Genomic DNA, 18975 nt, shown 5'->3' on the forward strand with positions numbered 1-18975 from the left:
AGGAGGAAACCCATGAGTGAACCCATCAAAATCGGCATCGGCGGACCGGTGGGCGCCGGCAAAACCCAGCTGGTGGAGCGCCTCACCCGGCACATGAGCGGCGACATTTCCATGGCCGCCATCACCAACGACATCTACACCATCGAGGACGCCAAAATCCTGGCCGCCAACGGCATCCTCCCCGTGGACCGCATCATCGGCGTGGAAACCGGCGGCTGCCCCCACACCGCCATCCGCGAAGACACCTCCATGAACACCGCGGCCATCGAGGAGCTCAAGGCCCGCCACCCCGACCTGCAGGTCATCTTCGTTGAATCCGGCGGTGACAACCTCTCCGCCACCTTCAGCCCCGAACTGGTGGACTTCTCGATCTACATCATCGACGTGGCCCAGGGCGAAAAGATCCCCCGCAAAGCCGGCCAGGGCATGATCAAGTCCGACCTCTTCATCATCAACAAAACCGACCTGGCCCCCCACGTCGGCGCGGACCTCAACGTCATGGAGCGGGACTCCCGCGAGTTCCGCGGCGCCAAACCCTTCTGCTTCACCAACCTCAAAACCGACGAAGGCCTGGACGCCGTCATCGAATGGGTGCGGCGCGACGTCCTGATGCTCGACCTCGCGACATGAGCACCGGCAGTTCCGTCGTTGACTCACCTTGGGCGGCGCCCGCGGATGAAGGGCGCCGTGCCCGCTCCGCGGTGCCCGCCACGCCGCGGCCCCCTTCATCCGCGGCCGCTAAGCGCCCGGCGAGGGGTCAACTGGAGCTGGGCATCGAGATGCGCGGAGGAAGGTCGATCGCGTCCAGTCAGTACCATCGAGGTGCTCTTCGCGTGTTGCGGCCGCATTACCTTGATGACTCCGGGCAGGTTTGCTACGTCTTGGTGAATCCTGGCGGGGCTTACCTTGGGGCTGACCTGTTTTTGCTGGATGTTGAGGTCCGGGCCGGGGCTGATCTTTTGCTGACGACGCAGTCGGCTACCAAGGTTTACCGGACTCCCGGGTCGTTTGCCGAGCAGCGGATGGCCGTGCGGCTGGGGGAGGGCGCCAGGCTGGAGCTGATGCCGGACCAGCTGATCGCCTACCGCGAGGCCAGCTACCGGCAACATTCCGCGTTTACGGTCCGGCCGTCGTCGGCCCTGGTGATGGCCGAGGTGGTGACCCCTGGCTGGTCGCCGGACGGCGCCGCGTTCGGCTACGAGGAAGTCCGGCTCCGGAACGAGGTGCGGGTCCTGGCTGACCACGGCGGCTTGGAGCTTCTGCTGCTCGATAACCTGTTGATCCAGCCGCCGGCACGCGACGTCACGGGCCTGGGCTTTATGGAAGGCTTCAGCCATCTGGGCTCCCTGGTGGTGGTGGACGCCCGGGTTGACCAGGCGCTCGCCGACGAGCTGCACCTGCTCACCGCCGGGTTCGACGCCTTGGCCGGTGTCTCACTCACCCGGACCGTGGCGGGAACCACGGGCCTGGTGCTGCGGGCCTTGTCTGACAGTACCGGTGAGCTCAACCGGCTGCTCGCTGCCTGCACCAACCTGCTCCGTGCGCGCTGGCACGGACAGGAACCCCTGAACCTGAGGAAGCACTGATGACCGCCATGACCCACCTCGCCACCTTCTACCGCGAGCGGGAAGCCCTGCCCATCCGGACCCGGCTGATGTTTACCTTCGGCGCCGTGGCCCTGCTTCATGTTGCCGCCGTTGTGCTGTTGCTGGTGGGCGGCGGCGGCGCGCCCGGCGGGCAGGTCCTCACCTTGGGCCTGCTGCTCACCGCCTACCTGGCCGGCATCAAGCACAGCTACGACTGGGACCACCTGGCTGCGATCGACAACTCCACCCGCAAGTTCGTGGCGCAGCGCCAGGACCCGGTCAGTGTCGGCTTCGCGTTCAGCCTGGGACACAGCTCGGTGGTTACCCTTGCGGGGATCCTGGTAATCGCGGGCGCCGCCGCGGTGGGCGAATCCATGCAGGAGGGGACAACCGGCAACCTGGTGCTCGGGTTGATCGGGAGCGGCGTCTCGGGCCTGTTCCTGCTGGCCATGGGCCTGTTCAACGGATCAGCGTTCACCCGCTCCGCGCGCGCCTACCGCAGGGCCCGGGCCGGGGGCGCCATCGAGGCGCGCGACCTGGAGCCCGCGGGCCTCGTGGCGAAGCTCCTGGCCCGGCCGCTGGCCAGGGTGCGGCGGCCACGGAACATCTACGTGATCGGATTCCTGTTCGGGCTGGGGTTCGACACCGCCACGACCATCGGGTTGCTGATGATGACCACTGCCGCGTCCCTGGCCGGGGTACCACCCATCGCCCTGCTGGCCCTGCCGCTCGCTTTCACGGCCGCGATGACCCTCTGCGACTCCCTCAACGGAGTGGCGATGATGCGGATGTACCGGTCCGCGCTTGATGACCCGCAGCGCAAACTGGGTTTCAACGCCGCGGTGACCGGCATTTCAGCCGTCTCGGCCCTGTTCATCGCCGTGATCACGCTGGGCGGCTTCTTCGACGCCGCGTTTGCCCTGGACGATCCGCTGACCGGATGGCTGGGGGCGATCGACCTGGGCGAAGCGGGCCTCCTCCTGGTGGCCCTGCTGCTGGCCGTGTGGGCTGCGGCGGCGTTGCTGGGCCGCTCCGGAAACTCCCCGGCCGCCGGGCTCAGGCCGCCATCCCATCCTTGACCTGGGAGCGGTGCTGCCGGGTGGCAGCCGCCTGCCGGGGTGCCGACCGGCGCAACGTGACCCGGCCGCCGTCCGGCACTGTCGCATCCGCCACCAGGTGCACGCCGTGCCCGATCAGCACTCCCGCGCCGATCCGGGAGTGGCTGCCCACGTGTGCCCGGTTCCCGACGATCGACCCCTGGCCCACGCGGACGCCGGCGCCCACCACGGCCCGGTCGCCGATCTCAGCGTCGCGGCCGATCCAGCTGCCGGCGCCGATCCTGGCGCCCGATCCCACGCGGGCGCCCTGCTCCACATAGGCCATGGCGCCGATGTGCGCGCTTTCGGCCACCATCGCGCCGGGCGCAACAAGCCCGCCGCCGTTGGCATGCCGGGCGTACCGGGTGATCTTGCCGGCGTCGTCTTCCACTGATTCAAATTTGGCGTTCATGTAATTCCTTGTCCATTCAATGGCGTACCAGACTCTCAGTTAACGGTCCGGAACCGTGAAGGATTCCCGGGACGGCAACGTTTTCCGGTGTCCGGCCCCACGGCGGGGGGTCTGTGTTTCCTGCGACGGGCTTCCTAGACTGGAGCCATGATCACTGTTGCCGGAAGCGTTGAAACCAAACTGTCCGCGGATAAGGCCTTTGCCTTCCTGAGCGAGTTCGAGAACACCAGCCAGTGGGACCCCAGCACGCCGGTCATGGACAAGCTGACACCCGGCCCGGTGGCAGTGGGCCACAAGTACCACGCAGAGGCCGAGTTCCGGGGAAAACGGCAGTCACTCGAGTACGTTGTGATTGAACTTTCCGAGGGCCATATCAAGCTCCGCGGCCACAACAAGACCGTCACGGCGCTGGACACCATCGAGGTCCGGCCCGCCGGCACCGGGTCCGTGGTGGACTACAAGGCCGAGTTCAGCATCAACGGCCCGGCCAAAATCATCCAGCCACTCCTGAAACCGGCATTTATGTCGCTCCGGGACCCGGCGCTGGACGGAATCCGGGACAAACTCAACTCCCTGGCCGGTGCCTGAGTCCCGCTGAGCCGGGCCGGTTAACCGCCGGGCCGCTTAACCTTCCAGTTGCCCGGCGGTCGCCGCCTCGAAAAATTCGCGGATCTCCCGGCGCGGGTCGAACGCCACGCTCACGTCGGCATCCAGGACCACGGTGGCGCGCTGGGCCCCGTATTCCGGCCACTCCGCTCCAGGCAGCACCGGGATCCCCGTCGCGGCGAAGGCTGCCCACGCGGAGCTCATCGTGTCGCTAAGGGCCTGCGGTGCCGTGCCCCTGGTGAGGAATGCCGACTCCGGTGAGTTGAGGTGCCGGAACACAAAGGCGATCTCCAACGCATGGCAGGAGCCCAGCCGGCCGCCCATGGCAGGGCTGGGCCAGGTAAACAGGTACGCATGGTTCCGGCCAGGGACAGTGGCGGCCGCAGCACTGCCGGCCCACTCCTCCCGGGCGGCCAGCAGGCGGTTGCTGGGCTGGCGGTACACCGAGTCCGCGATGGCAGCCTCCAGCAGCACCTTCCCGTCGGATGCTGGTGCAGCGCCGGGGGCCGCGGCATGGACCCGGCCCAGCGCTTCGGCGTAGCCCGCGGCGTGGGCACGCGGGATTCCCGCGCCGGCCAGAACGGATGCCACCCGATCAGTGAACGCGGGTCCGGCCGGGTTGTCGGGCCGCAGTTGCACACTGAAGGAGCCTTCATTCAGGTTGGTCCCGATCAGCAGGTCAACCCCGCCGTTCAGCCCGGCCCGGACCGCCTCCAGCGGCGGCCGCGGCAGGGCCGGCGTGCCCACCGTGGGCTGGAACGGCAACGGCACGGCATATGACGACGCTGCCGTGCGCTGCACCAGCTTTTCCTGCGCGGCAAGGAGCTCCGCCACCGGAAAATCCAGCAGTCCGGCAGCGGACCCGCTGTCCAGGCCGCACAAGGACAGGAATTCCGTGGTGAGCCGCGCGGAATCCGCCGGGGTGCGGTACCGCTCGGCCGTGCCGCTCTGCATCACGGCCCGCCGGAAAAGACCGTCCGACGCCGGCATGCCCAGCACGGTGCCGATGGCTGCGGCGCCCGCGGACTCGCCAAAGACGGTCACGTTCTGCGGGTCGCCGCCGAAACCGGCAATGTTCCGGCGCACCCAGCGCAGCGCTGCCAGGATGTCCAGCAGGCCAACGTGGGACGAATCGGCGTACTCAGGGCCCAACAGCTCCGGCAGATGCAGGAAACCCAGCGCACCCAGCCGGTAGTTGACGGCCACCACAACGGCACCCGCGGCGGCAGCCAGGGCGCCGCCGTCGTACATGGCATCGCTGTTGGCGCCGCTGAGGTAAGCGCCGCCGTGGACCCACACCAGCACTGGTCGGTCAGACCCGGCCCCGGATTCCGGCGTCCACACGTTGAGGTTGAGGCAGTCCTCGCTCCAACGCCTGGGCGTGGAGCCCGGCGGTGCCTGCAGGTCGGGGTTCTGCGGCGCGGCGGGGCCGGGGCCGGCAGCGTCCCTGATGCCCGGCCAGGCAGGGGCGGGAACAGGCGGACGGAAACGCTGCCCGCCGGTGGGCGCGGCGTAGGGAATTCCGAGGAACCGGTGGACCAGGGTGCCGTCCACAGTGGCGGTGGTGCCTTGGACAGTTCCCTGCTGCGTGTGGGCAAGCTTCATGGGTGCCACGTTACGGGGTGGCCGCGGGTAGGGTGGAGTCACCGTTTGGCAGTGAGCGGCCATAGTGATGTGGCTTTCCTTAAAGACGGAGGGGAAAAATTCTTGGCTGACGCCGAATGCCCGGACAGCGGGCTGTTTGCTGCTGTGGCGGCGCATGTGCAGGACCTGGTCCTTGCCGACACCGATGCCGAGGGCCTCCTCGCAGCTGTCGCCGGTCATGCGGCCACCGCGCTGGGGACCCCGGAGTGCGGCCTCTGGTGCGGGATCAGCCTGGCCCGCCCCAAGAAGCCCCTGGTGGTGGTGGGAAGCGATCCGCGCGCCCGGCTCCTGATGCTCCTGGAAGGCAGGAACGGCGACGGGCCGGGGGTGGACGCGGACCGTTCAGGCGCCGGCGTCCTGAGCCCGGACCTGTCCCTGGAAGAGCGGTGGCCCGATTATGCCGGCGCGGCCCGCCGGCAGGGGATCGCTTCTGTCCTCTGCCTGCCACTGCAGCTCGACGACGACGCCACCGGCTTGGTCAGCATCTACAGCAGGCGCCGGGATGGGTTCGCCGACGGCGGCTTTGAGCGGGCCGAAGGTTTTGTGGCCCAGGCATCCAAGGGCCTCACCCTGGCGCTGCGGATGACCAAACTGCGCGAGACCCGTGACGGCATGAGCGCCGCCATGAAGTCCCGCACCGTGATTGACCTTGCCACCGGCGCCATCATGGCCCAGAACAAGTGCGACCAGGATTCGGCGTTCCGGGTGCTGCTGAACGCCTCCAACAGCCGCAACCTGAAACTCCGGGACGTTGCGGGAGCGGTCATCACCTCAGTGGCCGGTGAAGGCCGGGTCATTACCTACTTCGACGAGTAGGGATCCTGGAAATCCGTGGGCCGGCCGGCCAACGGGAAATCGCTGAGCGGCACCCTGCCCAGCAGGCTGTTGGCTGCGCAGTGCTCGTTGATGGCCTGCGCCAGGGCGTCCCTGTCCTTGGCGGGCAGCTTCAGGTTACCCGCCAGGTAGGACCGGAGGTCCTGTTCCGGGGCATCGCCACCCAAAGCGATGTATTCCAGCCAAAGGTGCGTCGGATCCAGGCCGTGTTCGGCGATGACACCGCCGGTCAGTACCTGCTGGTCCGCCTCATCCATGGTCCCGTCCTCAGTCTTGGAAAGTATAGAACGCAAGGCATTCGGAGCGGACGGGCCGATGGATGGGTGGACTTCCAAACTTTTTTCAGACCGGCTGCGACACTTGGTCCCGGGCCATCCGGCCCAGCCAGCGCGCGCTTTCCTTGGGGGTGCGTTGCTGGGTGGTCCGGTCCACGGCAATGAGGCCGAACTTGGGCCCGTACCCGAAAATCCATTCGTAGTTATCAAACGCTGACCAGGCGATATACCCGCGGACATCGATCCCGTCCGCGAGGCAGGACGCTACCCCGGCCACCGCGGTTTCAAGGTATGCCACCCTCTGGGCGTCGTCATCGGTGGAGAGCCCGTTCTCCGTGACGATCACGGGAACCCCTGCCACCCGGGCAGCCTCCCGGATGGTGGCTTCGAGTGCCTGCGGATAGACTTCCTCACCGCTTTGGTTGGTCGGGGCGCCGGCCGGAGCCGGCGCCAGGCCCCCGGCGTTGAAGACGGTCCGCCCGTAGGTCTGGATCCCCACAAAGTCGTCGCCCCGCGAGGCCAGCAGGAAGCGTTCGTTGACGTCCCGGCGCACCTGGTCGGCCCGTTCGGCGCCGCCGTCCACGGACTGGATGTCCGAGTTGGCAAGGGTCCAACCCACCAGCAGGTCCGGCCGGTGGGCCTTGATGGCGGCCGTTCCGGCCCGGTGCGCGGCGACGCCCACCTCGAAGGCCGCCTCAGAGGCTGCGAACTGGAAGTAGGAGACCTGCTCCGCCGGGATGCCCAGCTTTTCGCCGGCAGAGACCCACATGGGCAGGGAACCGCGCTGCCCGGGGGCTGCCACGGGAAGGCCGAAGTTGGCCAGGAGGGGGCCGAGGTTGGGTTCATTCAGGGTGCAGGCCACACCGATCAAATCACCCAGGTGGGCCATGACCCGGTCGCAGTAGCGGGCAAAGAGTTCAGGAGTGCGGGAGTCCTCCCAGCCACCGGCCTGCAGCAGCCACCGGGGGGAGGTGAAGTGGTGGAACGTGACCACCGGTGTGAGGCCGTGCTCGTGGCAGGCCAGCAGGACCCGCCGGTAGTGCTCCAGTTCCGCGACGGAAAAGAGCCCCTCGGCGGGTTCAATCCGGGCCCATTCCAGCGAAAAGCGGTAGCTGGTGAAGCCCAGCCCGGCGATCAGGGCGATGTCCTCACGGTAGCGGTGGTAGTGGTCGATCGCATCGCCGGACGGCTCCGCGAAGGACGTACCCGGCAGGTGTTCCAGGAACCAGGCGTCGCTGTTGACGTTGCCGCCGTCCACCTGGTGGCCGGCGGTGGCTACGCCCCAGAGGAAGTCCTGCGGGAACTGGGATTGGGTGGCCATGTTGATCCTTTCGTAAGGGGCGCCCGCAGACGGGCGCCGGGCGTCGCTGCCCTTTTATCCATCCTCCGGCCCGGCGTGACGGGCGCCACAATACATTTTCAATCAATGACATTCTCATGTCCGCGGGAATTCGCTGCGGCTGATCCTTGAGGGGAGCCAGGCAGCTGCCGGCACACCACATGTTTACTTTCTCCGTTGTCCAACACGAATGCGAAGGCGCACCAATGAGACTTCAGACCACCAAGAGCCGGGGGAGCGCCGCTGTCCTGGCCGGCGCCCTGCTGATGGGTTCCCTGGCTGCCTGTGGCGGCGGCACCCAGACTGCCAACACGGCCGTTGACAAAACCACCCTGACCATCGGCGTGGAGAGCGACTCCGCGTCGTTCGGCTACGACCCCATCCGGGTGGCTGACGCCCAGCGTCAGTTTATGGAAGGACTTTACGACACCCTCCTGGACCTGCAGCCGGACGGCACCGCCGGCCCCGGCCTGGCCTCAGCCTTCGCCTACAACGCGGACAGCACGGTGCTGACGCTGACCCTCAAGGAAGGTGTCACCTTCACCGACGGCTCCACCCTGGACGCCGCCCTGGTCAAGGCAAACCTGGACCGCCGCACGGACGCCGCGTTGAGCACCTACTCAGCCATCGCCAAGGGCGGGGCGCAGGAAATCAGCAGTGTCGACGTCGTCAGCCCCACCCAGGTGGCCATCACCTTCGCCAAGGCCCAGCCGGGCTTCGAGAAGAACCTGACCTCCACCATGGGCATGATCGTCGGCAAGACCGGCGTGGCCGACTCCGCCAGCTTGGCCACCAAGCCGGACGGCTCCGGCCCCTACACCCTTGATGCCAGCACAGTTAAGGGCAACAAGTACGTGCTGGTCAAAAACGACAAAAATGCCGACGCCGCCGATTACGCCTACAACAAGATCGTCTTCAGCGTCATCCTGGACCCGCAGGCCCGCGCCAACGCACTGGTCTCCGGCCAGGCCGACGTCGCCCAGCTGACCTCTCCCACGGTGGACTTCGCCAAGTCCAAGGGCGTGGGGGTGTCGCAGATCGGCGGCACCGTCCAGACCATGATTTCCTTCGACAAGACCGGCAAGACTGCTCCCGCCTTCGCAGAGGAGAAAGTCCGCCAGGCCATCCAGTACGCCATCAACCGCAAAGCCCTGGTGGACGCGCTCCACAAGGGTGACGTCCCGGCCTGGAACGCTTTGCCCAAGGATTCCGCCGGCTTCACCACGGAGCTGGACACCCGGTTTGCCTACTCCCCGGAAAAGGCCAAGAGCCTGCTCGCGGAAGCCGGCTACGCCAACGGCTTCGAGTTCACCATCATCGCCGGCGCCCAGACCCAGACCGACCTGCAGGCCATCCAGAAGGACCTCGCTGCCGTGGGCATCACCATGAACGTGAAGATGGCCGCCTCCACGGACGAGGCATTCGCCGCCGTCGCCACCACCCCGCTGGGCTACGCGCCGCTGACCTGGGACAACCCGCTGGGCCTGATGTACGGGGCCATCCTGAACGGCTTCACCAACGTCCAGAAGGCCACCGATGACCAGCTGTCCGCCGCCACCGGAGAGGTTGCCGCTGCCAAGGACGACGCTGCCCGGAAGACGGCACTGACCAAGCTCAACACCCGCCTTGTGGAGTCCGGCTGGATGATCCCTCTGTTCGAGTCCCTCTCCAATTGGGGCTACAACACCAAGAAGGTCTCGGAAGTGGAGTTCGCAGGCTCCAACTCCTACCCGCTGCTCTCGTCCTTCAAGCCCACCAACTGACACAACCCCGCCGGGCGCGGCTTCCGCGGAAGCCGCGCCCGGCCTGACCAACGGAGGTCACCATGGCATTGTTCGTCGCCAAGCGCCTGTTGATGGCGCTGGCCACCGTGCTGGTGGTTGCGGTACTGGCATTCCTGCTGGTGCACGCGATGCCCGGCAGTCCCGGAGCGGTTTCGCTGGGCGCCGGCGCCTCACAGGAAGCCATCGATGAGGTGAACCAGCGCCTCGGCTGGTCCGATCCGCTGTTCAGCCAGTTCTTCCGCTGGCTGGGGGACGCGGTTCAGGGCAACCTGGGCACCTCGCTGATCGACGGCCGGTCCGTCAGCGCGGACCTGGCGTCCCGACTGCCGGTTACCGCTTCCCTCGCCGCCGGCGCCACACTGCTCAGCGCCGTCCTGGGCATCGCCCTGGGCGTCACAGCCGCAGTCCGCGGCGGCCTGCTGGACCAGGTGATCGGCGGGTTCATGGGACTCCTCGTGGCCCTGCCGGCGTTCTGGATCGGCATCATCTTCGTCTACCTCTTCGCCGTCCAGTCCTCAGTCTTCCCCGCCACCGGCTACGTCCCGTTCGAGGTTTCCCCGCAGGACTGGGCGCTGTCCCTGGCGCTCCCGGTTATTACCCTCGCCGTAGGCGGGGCGGCGTTCATCGCCCGGCAGACCCGGGCCTCCATGCTCGAGGCGCTGCAGCAGGAACACATCCGGACCCTCCGCGCCACGGCCACGCCCACCTGGAAAATCCTCTATGTCCACGCTTTGCGCTACGCCTCGCTGCCCATCGTGGCCGGGATCGCGCTGCAGTTCATCGGCCTGTTCGGCGGTTCGGTCATCGCCGAGCAGCTGTTCGCCATGCCGGGCCTTGGCCAGGCCGTCCAGACCTCCGTCAGCACCCACGACGCCCCCGCCGTCCAGGGCGTGGTGGTGATCGCCACCGTGGTGGTGGTCGCCGTCAACCTGGTGCTGGAACTCGCCACCAAGTTCCTCGACCCGAAGTTGCGTGCCTCATGATCCCCAACGTTGCCCCCGCCCCAGCAGATTCCACCGCGACGCCGGCCCTTGCCCCGGCGGGCACCCCCGGAAAGGCAGCCCTCACCAGGTTCTCCCGGCACCGGCTTTTCGCCTCGCCGGGCGCCGTGGCCGGGCTCATCTGGCTGGCCGCCATAGTGGCCGCCTCCCTGACGGCGCCGCTCTGGCTGCCGTTCCGGACCGAGGACCAGGATTTCACCGCCGTCCTGTCCGGCCCCACCGCCGCGCACTGGCTGGGCACCGACGAACTGGGCCGCGACATCCTCAGCCGCATTTTCGCTGCCGCCGCCGGCACCCTGGGGACCTCAATGATCACGGTGCTGGTGGGCGTCGGCCTCGGGACCATCCTTGCGATGGCTGCGGCCGGGGCGGGCGACCGCGCCGAGGCGGTCATCAGCCGCGTCACGGAAGTCATGATGTCCCTGCCGGGAACCGTCATCATCCTGGCAGTGATCGGCGCCGTGGGCACCAACATCCCCCTCATCATGGCCATCCTGGGTGTCCTGATCTCCGCCGGCATCTACCGGGTGATGCTGGGCCAGGCGAAGTCCCTGCAGTCCCAGCTCTACGTGGATGCCGCCAAGGTGGACGGCATGGGTGCCCTGGGCATCAGCCTCCGCCACGTGTTCCCGGGCCTGGTCAACACCATTGTGGTCCAGGCCGCGCTGATCTTCGCCGTCGGCATGCTCATCCAGGCAGGCCTGGCGTTCATCGGCTTTGGCCCGCCCATCCCCGAGCCCAGCTGGGGCGGCATGATCCAGGGCGCTTCCCAGCACGTCTATGACGCGCCATGGATGATGGTCCCCACCGGCGTGGTGCTGGCACTGACAGTGCTGGCCGCCAACGCGATCGGCAACGCCCTGGGCAAGGCGCCCAACGCGGCCGCCTCCCACCTGCCCTCCGCCGCAGCGCGCCGCCAACGGGCCAAGGCAGTGTCCGCCGCGGGCGCCGCCGACGCGCCGGACGGCCTGGCGAAGGGCCTCCTCAGCGTCCGCAACCTCTCCGTAGGTGTGGACAACGGTGTCCGCCTGGTCACGGACGTCTCCTTCGACGTCGAGCAGGGCACCGTCCTGGGCCTGGTGGGCGAATCCGGTTGCGGCAAGACCATGACCGCGCTGGCGCTCCTGGGCCTGCTGCCCTCCGGCGTATCTGCAGCCGGCGGCCAGATCCTTTGGAACGGCATGAACCTTGCCGCCGCCACGGACAAGGAAATGGAAGGCATCCGCGGCCGGGACATCGCCCTGATCTCGCAGGAACCCATGCGGGCGCTGGACCCCATGTTCACCGTGGGCTACCAGCTCACCGCCACCATCCGGCGGCTCCGCGGCATGGGCCGGAACGCTTCCCGCGCCGAAGCCCTCAGCCTGCTGGAGAAGGTGGGCATCGTGGACGCCGCCGGGATCCTGAAAACCTACCCGCACCAGATCAGCGGCGGCATGGCCCAGCGCGTTGCAATCGCCCTGGCCCTGGCCGGGAAACCCCGGCTGCTGGTGGCAGACGAGCCCACCACCGCCCTGGACGTCACCGTCCAGGCCGAGATTCTCTCCCTGCTCCGGGGCCTGGTCAAGGAAACGGGGATGTCCGTGGTGATGGTGACGCACGACCTTGGTGTGGTGGCGGACATCTGCGACCAGGTGGCAGTGATGTACGCCGGCCAGGTGGTGGAAAACGGCCGGACGGCCGACATCCTCGATGACCCGCGGCACCCGTACACCCTCGCGCTGCTCGCCGCCGACCCGCACGCCAACCACACGGACATGCCCGAGCGCCTCGCCACGATTCAAGGCCAGGTCCCGCAGCCCAAGGACTGGCCCTCCGGCTGCCGCTTCGCGGCCCGCTGCCAGTTTGCCGGCTCGGCGTGCCTGGCTCCGGTTCCGCTGCTGTCCTCCGGAACCGGCTCCGGCCTGGTCCGGTGCGTCAAGGCGGACGAACTTGCCGTCGAAGGCCTGGACTGGGTGGCCACCGACGTGGCACCCCACCGGCTGCTGGACCTGTCCCCGAAACAGCTGAACGTCACCGAAAAGGACCTGGCATGAGCATCGAAACACCGGCCCGGACCGGCACCACCACGGCGCCCATGCTGGCGGTCAAGGACCTTGTGGTCCGCTACGGCCGCGGCCGGAAAGCCGCGGCTTCGCCGGCAGCCGTCGATGGCGTCAGCTTCGACATCGCGCCCGGCGAAACCGTGGGCCTGGTGGGGGAATCCGGCTCCGGCAAATCCACCATCGGCAAAGCCATCCTGGGCCTGCAGAAGGTCTCCGGCGGATCCATCGCCTACCAGGGCACGGACATCACCGCCGCCGGGCCCGGCCAGCGCCGCGCGCTTGGCGGGGAACTCCGGGCCGTCTTCCAGGACCCCAACTCTTCCCTGAACCCGCGCAACACTGTGGGCGCTTCCCTGATGGAACCACTCAAGCTCCGCGGCACCGCAGCGGCGGAAGCCCGGAGCAAGGCGGAAGACATGCTGGAACGCGTTGGCCTGCCGCGGGACGCGGTGGACCGCTACCCCAGCCAGTTTTCCGGCGGCCAGCGCCAGCGGATCTCCGTGGCCCGGGCCCTGATCTGCGATCCCAAACTGGTGGTCTGCGATGAGGCCGTCAGTGCGCTGGACCTCTCCACCCAGGCCCAGGTGCTGAACCTGCTCGCGGACCTCAGGGACGAGCGGGGCCTCAGCTACCTCTTTATTGCCCACGACATCGCCGTGGTCCGGTTCCTCGCCGAACGGGTGGTGGTCCTCTACCGCGGCCAGGTGATGGAAAACGGCCCCGCCGATGAGGTCACCGGCAACCCGCGGCACCCCTTCACGCAGGCGCTTGTGGCGGCTTCGCCCGTACCCCGCCCCGCCGAACAGGCCGCCCGCCGCGAGGCTCGCGAATCCCTGGGCATCCGCACCGGCGCGGCAGCCACTCCCGGGCCCGGCGGATGCCCGTTCCGGCTCCGCTGCCCCCTCGCCACGGACCTGTGCCGCGACGAACGCCCTGCCCTGCGGCGCGTCGGCGGCGCCGACGTAGCATGCCACTATGCCTGAACACCTTTTTCCACCCGCACTTTCAGAACGGATCCCCATGACGTCCACCCCGTGGCAGGCAGCCATGATCACGCCCACCCAGGAGTTCGACGGCGCCCCGCGGCTCCGGAAGGAGTTCGCCCTGGACACGGGCCACGGCGCCGTGGCCTCAGCCACCCTGCGGGCCACCGCCTTCGGCGTCTACGAGGCTTTCATCAACGGCAGCCCGGTAGGGGACGACGTCCTGAGCCCTGGCTGGAGCTCCTACGAATGGCGGCTCCGCTACCGCAGCTACGACGTCACCGCCCTGCTGGGACAGGAGAGCGTCCTCGGCGTGGAACTGGGCAACGGCTGGTACCGCGGCCGGCTGGCCTGGCACGGCGAGTCCAACCTGTACGGCAGTGAGCTGGGGTTTTTCGGCCAGCTGGACATCACCTTCGCGGACGGCCACGTCCAGACCGTCGCCTCCGATGACACCTGGCAGGCAGGCCCGTCCGCCACCACGTTCAACGACCTTTACGACGGGCAGGTTCTGGACGCCCGCCGGGTCCAGCCAGGCTGGTCGGCTCCCGGTTTCGCGGCAGCGTCCGACGGCGGGTGGGCCGGTGTGCGGACCCTGGCGTTCGACGCCGGCCGGCTGGCAACGCCGGTTGGCCCGCCCGTGGTGCGTACCGGCGTCGTCCGCCCCGTGGAAATCCTCACCTCACCCACCGGCAAAACGCTGGTGGACTTCGGCCAGAACCTGGTGGGCTGGCTGAGGTTCACCGTCCAGGGCGAGGCCGGCGCCGCGATCACCCTGCGGCACGCAGAGGTCCTTGAAGACGGTGAACTGGGGGTCCGGCCGCTCCGCTCAGCCAAGGCGGCGGACACGTTGATCCTCTCCGGTGGCAGCGACTTCTTCGAGCCCACCAAAACATTCCACGGGTTCCGCTACGCCGAGGTCACGGGCTGGCCCGGCACCCTCACCACGGATTCGCTCGAAGCCGTGGTGGTGCACTCGGAGCTGGAGCGGATCGGTGAGTTCGAATGCTCCAACCCGCTGGTGAACCAGCTGCACAGCAACATCGTGTGGGGGCTGCGCGGGAACTTCCTCGACCTGCCCACCGACTGCCCGCAGCGGGACGAACGGCTTGGCTGGACCGGCGACATCGGTGTGTTCGCCCCCACCGCCGCGTTCCTCTACGACGTGCAGGGCTTCCTGCAGGACTGGCTGCTGGACCTCGCCGCGGAGCAGGAAGCCGCGGACGGGCTGGTCCCCATCACCGTCCCGGACGCGCTGAAATACTGCCCGCAGCCGCCCGAATTCCCCAAACCCGAGTCCTCCGCCCTGTGGAGCGAAGCGTCAGTCTGGGTGCCGTGGGCGCTGTGGGAAGCCTACGGCGACCTCGGCGTGCTGCGGAACCAGTACGCCTCGATGGCCTCGCACACCCGCCGGGTGGAAACGCTGCTGTCCCCCGAAGGGCTGTGGGACCAGGGCTTCCAGTTCGGCGACTGGCTGGACCCGGACGCCGCGCCGGACCAGCCGTGGGCTGCCAAGGCCGACACCGGTGTGGTGGCCACCGCCTGCCTGTACCGGACGGCCCGGATCACTGCGGAAACGGCCCGGCTGCTGGGCAAACCGGAGGAATCGGAGTACTTCGAAGCGCTCGCGGCCCGCGTGCAGCGGTCGTTCGCCAAGTACTACGTGGCCGCTGACGGCACCATCCACAGCGACTGCAGCACCGTGTACGCGCTGGCCATCGCGTTCGACGTGCTGGAAACCCCGGAACTGCGCGACTTCGCCGGCAACCGCCTGGCCCAGCTGGTCCAAAAGAACGGCTACCGCGTGTCCACCGGATTCGCCGGGACGCCGTTCATCACCCACGCGCTCACGGACACTGGCCACCTGGAAGACGCGTACCGGCTCCTCCTGGAGGAGCAGTGCCCGTCCTGGCTGTACCCCGTGACCATGGGTGCCACCACGGTGTGGGAACGCTGGGATTCGATGCTTCCGGACGGATCCATCAACCCCGGCGAGATGACCAGCTTCAACCACTACGCCCTGGGGGCCGTGGCGGATTGGATGCACAAGGTGGTGGGCGGCATCAGGCCGCTGGAGCCGGGCTACGCCAGGATCCTCATTGCCCCGCAGCCCGGCGCCGGCATCGACTGGGCCCGGACCAGCCTCGCGACGCCCGCGGGGCAGGTCCGGGTTGATTGGCGGATGGTGGACGGCCGGCTGGCCGTGGAGGCCACCGTCCCGGCCGGCGTGAGCGCCGACGTCGACCTGCCGGGCCGGGAACGGTTCACCGTCCAGGGCGGCAGCCACGTGTTTTAGCCCTTGACGGCGCCCTGCGTGACACCTTCCATGACCCAGCGCTGGCAGAACAGGTAGACGATGATGGCCGGCGCCATGGCCATCAGGTACGACGCGAAGGACACGTTGTAGTTGTTGCTGAACTGCGTCTGGAAGATGCTCTGCACCACTGGGAGGGTCTGCAGGGCGGGGTCCGAGGTGATCAGCGACGGCATCATGAAGTCGTTCCAGGAGGCCAGGAAGGCGAAGATCCCCACGGTGGCGCTCATGGGCGCCAGCAGCGGGAAAATGAGCTGCCAGAACGTCTGCCAGGTGCTGGCGCCGTCGATCCTGGCGCTTTCCTCCAGTTCCGTCGGGATGGAACGGAGGAACGCCGTGAACAGCAGGATGCTGAAGCTGAGCTGGAACATGATGTGCAGCAGGACCACGCCGGCGGGGTTGTCCAAGCCCACCAGGCCGGTCAGCTGGATCTGGGGGAGCGCCACCACGGGGAACGGGATGAACATCGCAGCCAGAAGGTAGAAAAACGAATACCGGAACAGTTTGCGGTCCCAGTTCCGGGAAATGGCGAACGAGGCGAGGGCACCCAGGATGACGGTACCGGCGACGGTGCCGGCCGTGATGAGGACGGTGACGGCGAAGGCTGCAGGGAAGTTGGTCAGGTTCCAGGCGGTGGTGAAGCCTTCGAGGCTGAACGGTGCGGGCAGGGAGAAAGCGTTGCCGTCCACTGCCTGCGCCTGGGTTTTGAACGCCATGGAGATGGTCACGTACAGCGGCACCACAACGGTCAGCGCGCACAGCACCAGGATGGTGGTCAGTGGCCAGTTGGCCTTGTCGCCCCGGCTCCGGGGTGACGCTGCGGCGCGGCGGGGTGCCTTGGTGCCGGCGGCCGTCGCGGTTTCGGCGCCCTCGATGGCGGGGGTGTTGAGGATGGTCATCAGAGCGCGTTCCTTCCGCGGGTGATCCGGAGCTGGAGCAGGGAAATGGCCACCACGATGATGAAGAACATGGCGGCGTTGGCCATCTGGTAGGCGTAGTCGCCACCGGTGAACCCGGTGACGATGGTCATGGGGATGCTCCGGGTGGCGGTCCCGGGGCCGCCGTTGGTGAGACCCACAATCACGTCATAGGCGTTAAGGAAGTTCTTGAAGCCCAGCAGGACGTTGATCACGATATAGCCGGCCACCAGGGGCAGCGTGATCCGGACCAGCTGCGCGAACTTGCCGGCGCCGTCCAGGTCGGCGGCCTCATAAACGTCGCCGGGGATTGCCAGGAGGCCGGCGATGTAGATCAGCAGCGTTCCGGGAATGGCCTGCCAGGTGGTGACAAGGACGACGCCGATCCAGGCCAACTCAGGATTGGCCAGGATGCTTTCACTCAGCCAGCCCACGCCGGCCGCCCGCCCCAGTTCCGGCAGCGAGTTGGAGAACAGGAAGTTGAAGACGTAGGCGATGATGATGCCGGAGATGACCATGGGGATCACGAAGACCGCGCGCAGGCTGGTCTTCAGCCTGATCTTGGCAGTGAGCCCCACCGCCAGGAGGAAGGCCAGGACGTTCACCAGGACCACCGTCACGGCCGCGAAACCGAAGGTGAACAGGTAGCTGGCCAGGACGGCGGGGTCGGAGAACAGGGCAACGTAGTTGATCAGGCCTACAAAGTCCCAGTCGCCGAACCCGATGGAGTTGGTGAAGCTGAAGAAGATGCCGATGATGGCCGGCAACGTGATGGAGAGGGTGAAGAGCACCAGGCTCGGGACGAGGAACGCGTAGTAGATCTTCTCCACTTTGCGTTTGGGGCGGGGGGAAAGTGTTGTTGCTGTCATCGCCTGTTCTTTCTGTCCGTCAGCGGCGGAGCGCCAGGCGCGCCCAGTCCGCGTCCAGGGTGCTCAGGGCTTGGGTGGCATCGCCGCCAAGGGCGATTCCCTGGATGTAGTTCTCGGTGGGAATGGTGAGCGGGATGGCCTTGGAGGGTCCCTGGTAGAAGTCCCCGGCCTCGAAATAGTCCCTCATTCCGGTGATGCGGGGGTCCGTGGCCGGTGCAGCGTCGGTGGTGGTGCCGTAGCCCAGTTGGGCAGCGTTGTATTTGTCCATCACGTCCTGCCGGAACAGGTAGCTGAGGAATTTCCGGGCTGCATCCTTGTGCTTGGATGCCTCGGGGATCCAGGCGGCGAGGTCGATGTTGACCCGCACCTCCAAGTCCTCCGGGTTTTCCGTCATGGGCAGCGGGAACGTGCCCAGTTCCAGGGACGGGGCGGTCTTGGCGATCTCACCGAAAGCCCACGGGCCCTGCAGGTACATGGCCGACTCACCCTTGGCGAACGCCAGGTTACCGTCGCCGTACCCCTTGCTGGCGGCGTCGGCGTTTGTGTAGTTGTCGATCAACTGCTTCATGCGGCTGACCGGCTCCTTGAAGTCCTTCTGGAAGGAGGCAGGGCTGTCCGGCCCAACCTCCGTGCCCAGTTCGTTCATGGCCTTGTAGAAGTCCGCCACGTCCACTTCGCCGCCTACGGTGTAATCGAACCAGCCCTGCGCCGCGGTCCAGGGGTCCTTGAACGTTCCATAGAAGGGGGTGATGCCGGCGGCCTTGAGCTTCTCGCAGGCAGCCGTCAGCTCCGCGTACGTGGTGGGGACTTCGATGCCCTGTTCCTTGAAGATCTGCTTGTTGTAGATCACCGATGCCGCCATCACGGAGTACGGCAGCACGCTGGTCCGGCCGGGGTAGGAGGCGTACTGGGTCACCAGGTCCTGGACTTCGGGGAGGATCCGGCCTGCTTCGGGCATGTCGCTGAGGTCGCTGAGGGCGCCCCGCTCCATAAAGCGGGCCATTTCCATGTTGTAGTTCAGCAGGCCCAGATCCGGCGGGTTTCCCCGGAGGAAGCCTGCCTGCAGGTTGGAGGACGAATCGAGGACGATCTCGACGTCGTCGTTGGCGGCGTTGTACTCCTTGATGAGTTCGCGGAAGTACGGGATTGCCTCGGGTTTGGAGAGGTGGAACCTCACGGTTTCCGGGGCGTCCGCGCTGCTGCAGGCGGAGAGGCCTGTTCCGAGCATCAGGACGCCCAGGAGTGGGGCGAGGATTTTTGCGCTACGGC

17 protein-coding genes are annotated in these 18975 nt (G+C 67.5%); 10 read left to right on the plus strand and 7 right to left on the minus strand.

What is annotated here, in order from left to right; all coding sequences use genetic code 11:
• Positions 1 to 12: 12 nt before the first annotated feature.
• Genes ureG through ACU18_RS03815 form a run of 3 tightly spaced genes read left to right on the plus strand, consistent with a single transcriptional unit; the run spans position 13 to position 2665 of the window.
• Positions 13 to 630 carry an urease accessory protein UreG gene (gene ureG, locus ACU18_RS03805; RefSeq protein WP_050684213.1) on the plus strand — a complete coding sequence of 206 codons (618 nt, stop codon included), beginning with the start codon at positions 13 to 15 and terminating at the stop codon, positions 628 to 630.
• Entirely contained in the window at positions 627 to 1586 is a 960-nt protein-coding gene (locus ACU18_RS03810) for an urease accessory protein UreD (RefSeq protein ID WP_082178171.1), read from the plus strand. Before ureG ends, ACU18_RS03810 begins: the two co-directional genes overlap by 4 nt.
• A complete protein-coding gene (locus ACU18_RS03815; RefSeq protein WP_050684214.1) occupies positions 1586 to 2665 on the plus strand; it encodes a HoxN/HupN/NixA family nickel/cobalt transporter in 1080 nt (359 codons plus the stop codon). The genes ACU18_RS03810 and ACU18_RS03815 overlap by 1 nt, the downstream gene beginning before the upstream one ends.
• Here ACU18_RS03815 and ACU18_RS03820 read toward each other — a convergent pair.
• The gene (locus tag ACU18_RS03820; protein WP_050684215.1) at positions 2643 to 3095 is read right to left on the minus strand and encodes a DapH/DapD/GlmU-related protein; all 453 of its coding nucleotides are present in this window, start codon (positions 3093 to 3095) and stop codon (positions 2643 to 2645) included. The genes ACU18_RS03815 and ACU18_RS03820 overlap by 23 nt on opposite strands.
• Before the next feature lie 147 nt (positions 3096 to 3242).
• On the opposite strand from ACU18_RS03820, the gene ACU18_RS03825 reads away from it, so the two are divergent.
• Entirely contained in the window at positions 3243 to 3683 is a 441-nt protein-coding gene (locus tag ACU18_RS03825) for an SRPBCC family protein (RefSeq protein ID WP_050684216.1), read from the plus strand.
• Positions 3684 to 3719: 36 nt separating this feature from the next.
• Here the strand turns inward: ACU18_RS03825 and ACU18_RS03830 are convergent, their stop codons facing one another.
• A complete protein-coding gene (locus ACU18_RS03830) occupies positions 3720 to 5306 on the minus strand; it encodes a carboxylesterase/lipase family protein (protein WP_050684217.1) in 1587 nt (528 codons plus the stop codon).
• A 102-nt stretch (positions 5307 to 5408) separates the two neighbouring features.
• Between ACU18_RS03830 and ACU18_RS03835 the strand changes: the two genes are divergently transcribed.
• Positions 5409 to 6161 (plus strand): GAF and ANTAR domain-containing protein, encoded by a 753-nt coding sequence (locus ACU18_RS03835; protein WP_050684275.1) that lies wholly within the window; start codon positions 5409 to 5411, stop codon positions 6159 to 6161.
• Here ACU18_RS03835 and ACU18_RS03840 read toward each other — a convergent pair.
• The gene (locus tag ACU18_RS03840; protein WP_050684218.1) at positions 6146 to 6436 is read right to left on the minus strand and encodes a hypothetical protein; all 291 of its coding nucleotides are present in this window, start codon (positions 6434 to 6436) and stop codon (positions 6146 to 6148) included. The two genes, ACU18_RS03835 and ACU18_RS03840, sit on opposite strands and share 16 nt — an antisense overlap.
• A gap of 85 nt (positions 6437 to 6521) precedes the next feature.
• Positions 6522 to 7775 carry a glycoside hydrolase family 1 protein gene (locus ACU18_RS03845; protein WP_050684219.1) on the minus strand — a complete coding sequence of 418 codons (1254 nt, stop codon included), beginning with the start codon at positions 7773 to 7775 and terminating at the stop codon, positions 6522 to 6524.
• A 224-nt stretch (positions 7776 to 7999) separates the two neighbouring features.
• Between ACU18_RS03845 and ACU18_RS03850 the strand changes: the two genes are divergently transcribed.
• The 5 genes from ACU18_RS03850 to ACU18_RS03870 all read left to right on the plus strand — a co-directional run bounded on the left by ACU18_RS03850 (position 8000) and on the right by ACU18_RS03870 (position 15902).
• Positions 8000 to 9556 carry an ABC transporter substrate-binding protein gene (locus ACU18_RS03850; protein WP_050684220.1) on the plus strand — a complete coding sequence of 519 codons (1557 nt, stop codon included), beginning with the start codon at positions 8000 to 8002 and terminating at the stop codon, positions 9554 to 9556.
• A gap of 62 nt (positions 9557 to 9618) precedes the next feature.
• A complete protein-coding gene (locus tag ACU18_RS03855; protein ID WP_050684221.1) occupies positions 9619 to 10560 on the plus strand; it encodes an ABC transporter permease in 942 nt (313 codons plus the stop codon).
• The gene (locus ACU18_RS03860) at positions 10557 to 12614 is read left to right on the plus strand and encodes a dipeptide/oligopeptide/nickel ABC transporter permease/ATP-binding protein (protein ID WP_050684222.1); all 2058 of its coding nucleotides are present in this window, start codon (positions 10557 to 10559) and stop codon (positions 12612 to 12614) included. The genes ACU18_RS03855 and ACU18_RS03860 overlap by 4 nt, the downstream gene beginning before the upstream one ends.
• Entirely contained in the window at positions 12611 to 13606 is a 996-nt protein-coding gene (locus ACU18_RS03865) for an oligopeptide/dipeptide ABC transporter ATP-binding protein (protein ID WP_050684223.1), read from the plus strand. The genes ACU18_RS03860 and ACU18_RS03865 overlap by 4 nt, the downstream gene beginning before the upstream one ends.
• Positions 13607 to 13643: 37 nt before the next feature.
• On the plus strand, positions 13644 to 15902 hold the full coding sequence (locus ACU18_RS03870; RefSeq protein ID WP_050684224.1) for a glycoside hydrolase family 78 protein: 2259 nt from the start codon (positions 13644 to 13646) through the stop codon (positions 15900 to 15902).
• Here the strand turns inward: ACU18_RS03870 and ACU18_RS03875 are convergent.
• From ACU18_RS03875 to ACU18_RS03885, 3 genes are read right to left on the minus strand one after another with little or no spacing between them, the layout of a single operon-like run.
• Positions 15899 to 16819, minus strand: coding sequence for a carbohydrate ABC transporter permease (locus ACU18_RS03875; RefSeq protein WP_050684225.1), 921 nt, complete (start codon positions 16817 to 16819; stop codon positions 15899 to 15901). The genes ACU18_RS03870 and ACU18_RS03875 overlap by 4 nt on opposite strands.
• Positions 16819 to 17706 (minus strand): carbohydrate ABC transporter permease, encoded by an 888-nt coding sequence (locus ACU18_RS03880; protein ID WP_050684226.1) that lies wholly within the window; start codon positions 17704 to 17706, stop codon positions 16819 to 16821. The genes ACU18_RS03875 and ACU18_RS03880 overlap by 1 nt, the downstream gene beginning before the upstream one ends.
• A gap of 19 nt (positions 17707 to 17725) precedes the next feature.
• The gene (locus ACU18_RS03885) at positions 17726 to 18934 is read right to left on the minus strand and encodes an ABC transporter substrate-binding protein (RefSeq protein WP_050684276.1); all 1209 of its coding nucleotides are present in this window, start codon (positions 18932 to 18934) and stop codon (positions 17726 to 17728) included.
• Between the last annotated feature and the right edge of the window lie 41 nt (positions 18935 to 18975).

It is taken from the genome of Arthrobacter sp. ZBG10 (assembly GCF_001238605.1).
Taxonomy (GTDB): domain Bacteria; phylum Actinomycetota; class Actinomycetes; order Actinomycetales; family Micrococcaceae; genus Arthrobacter.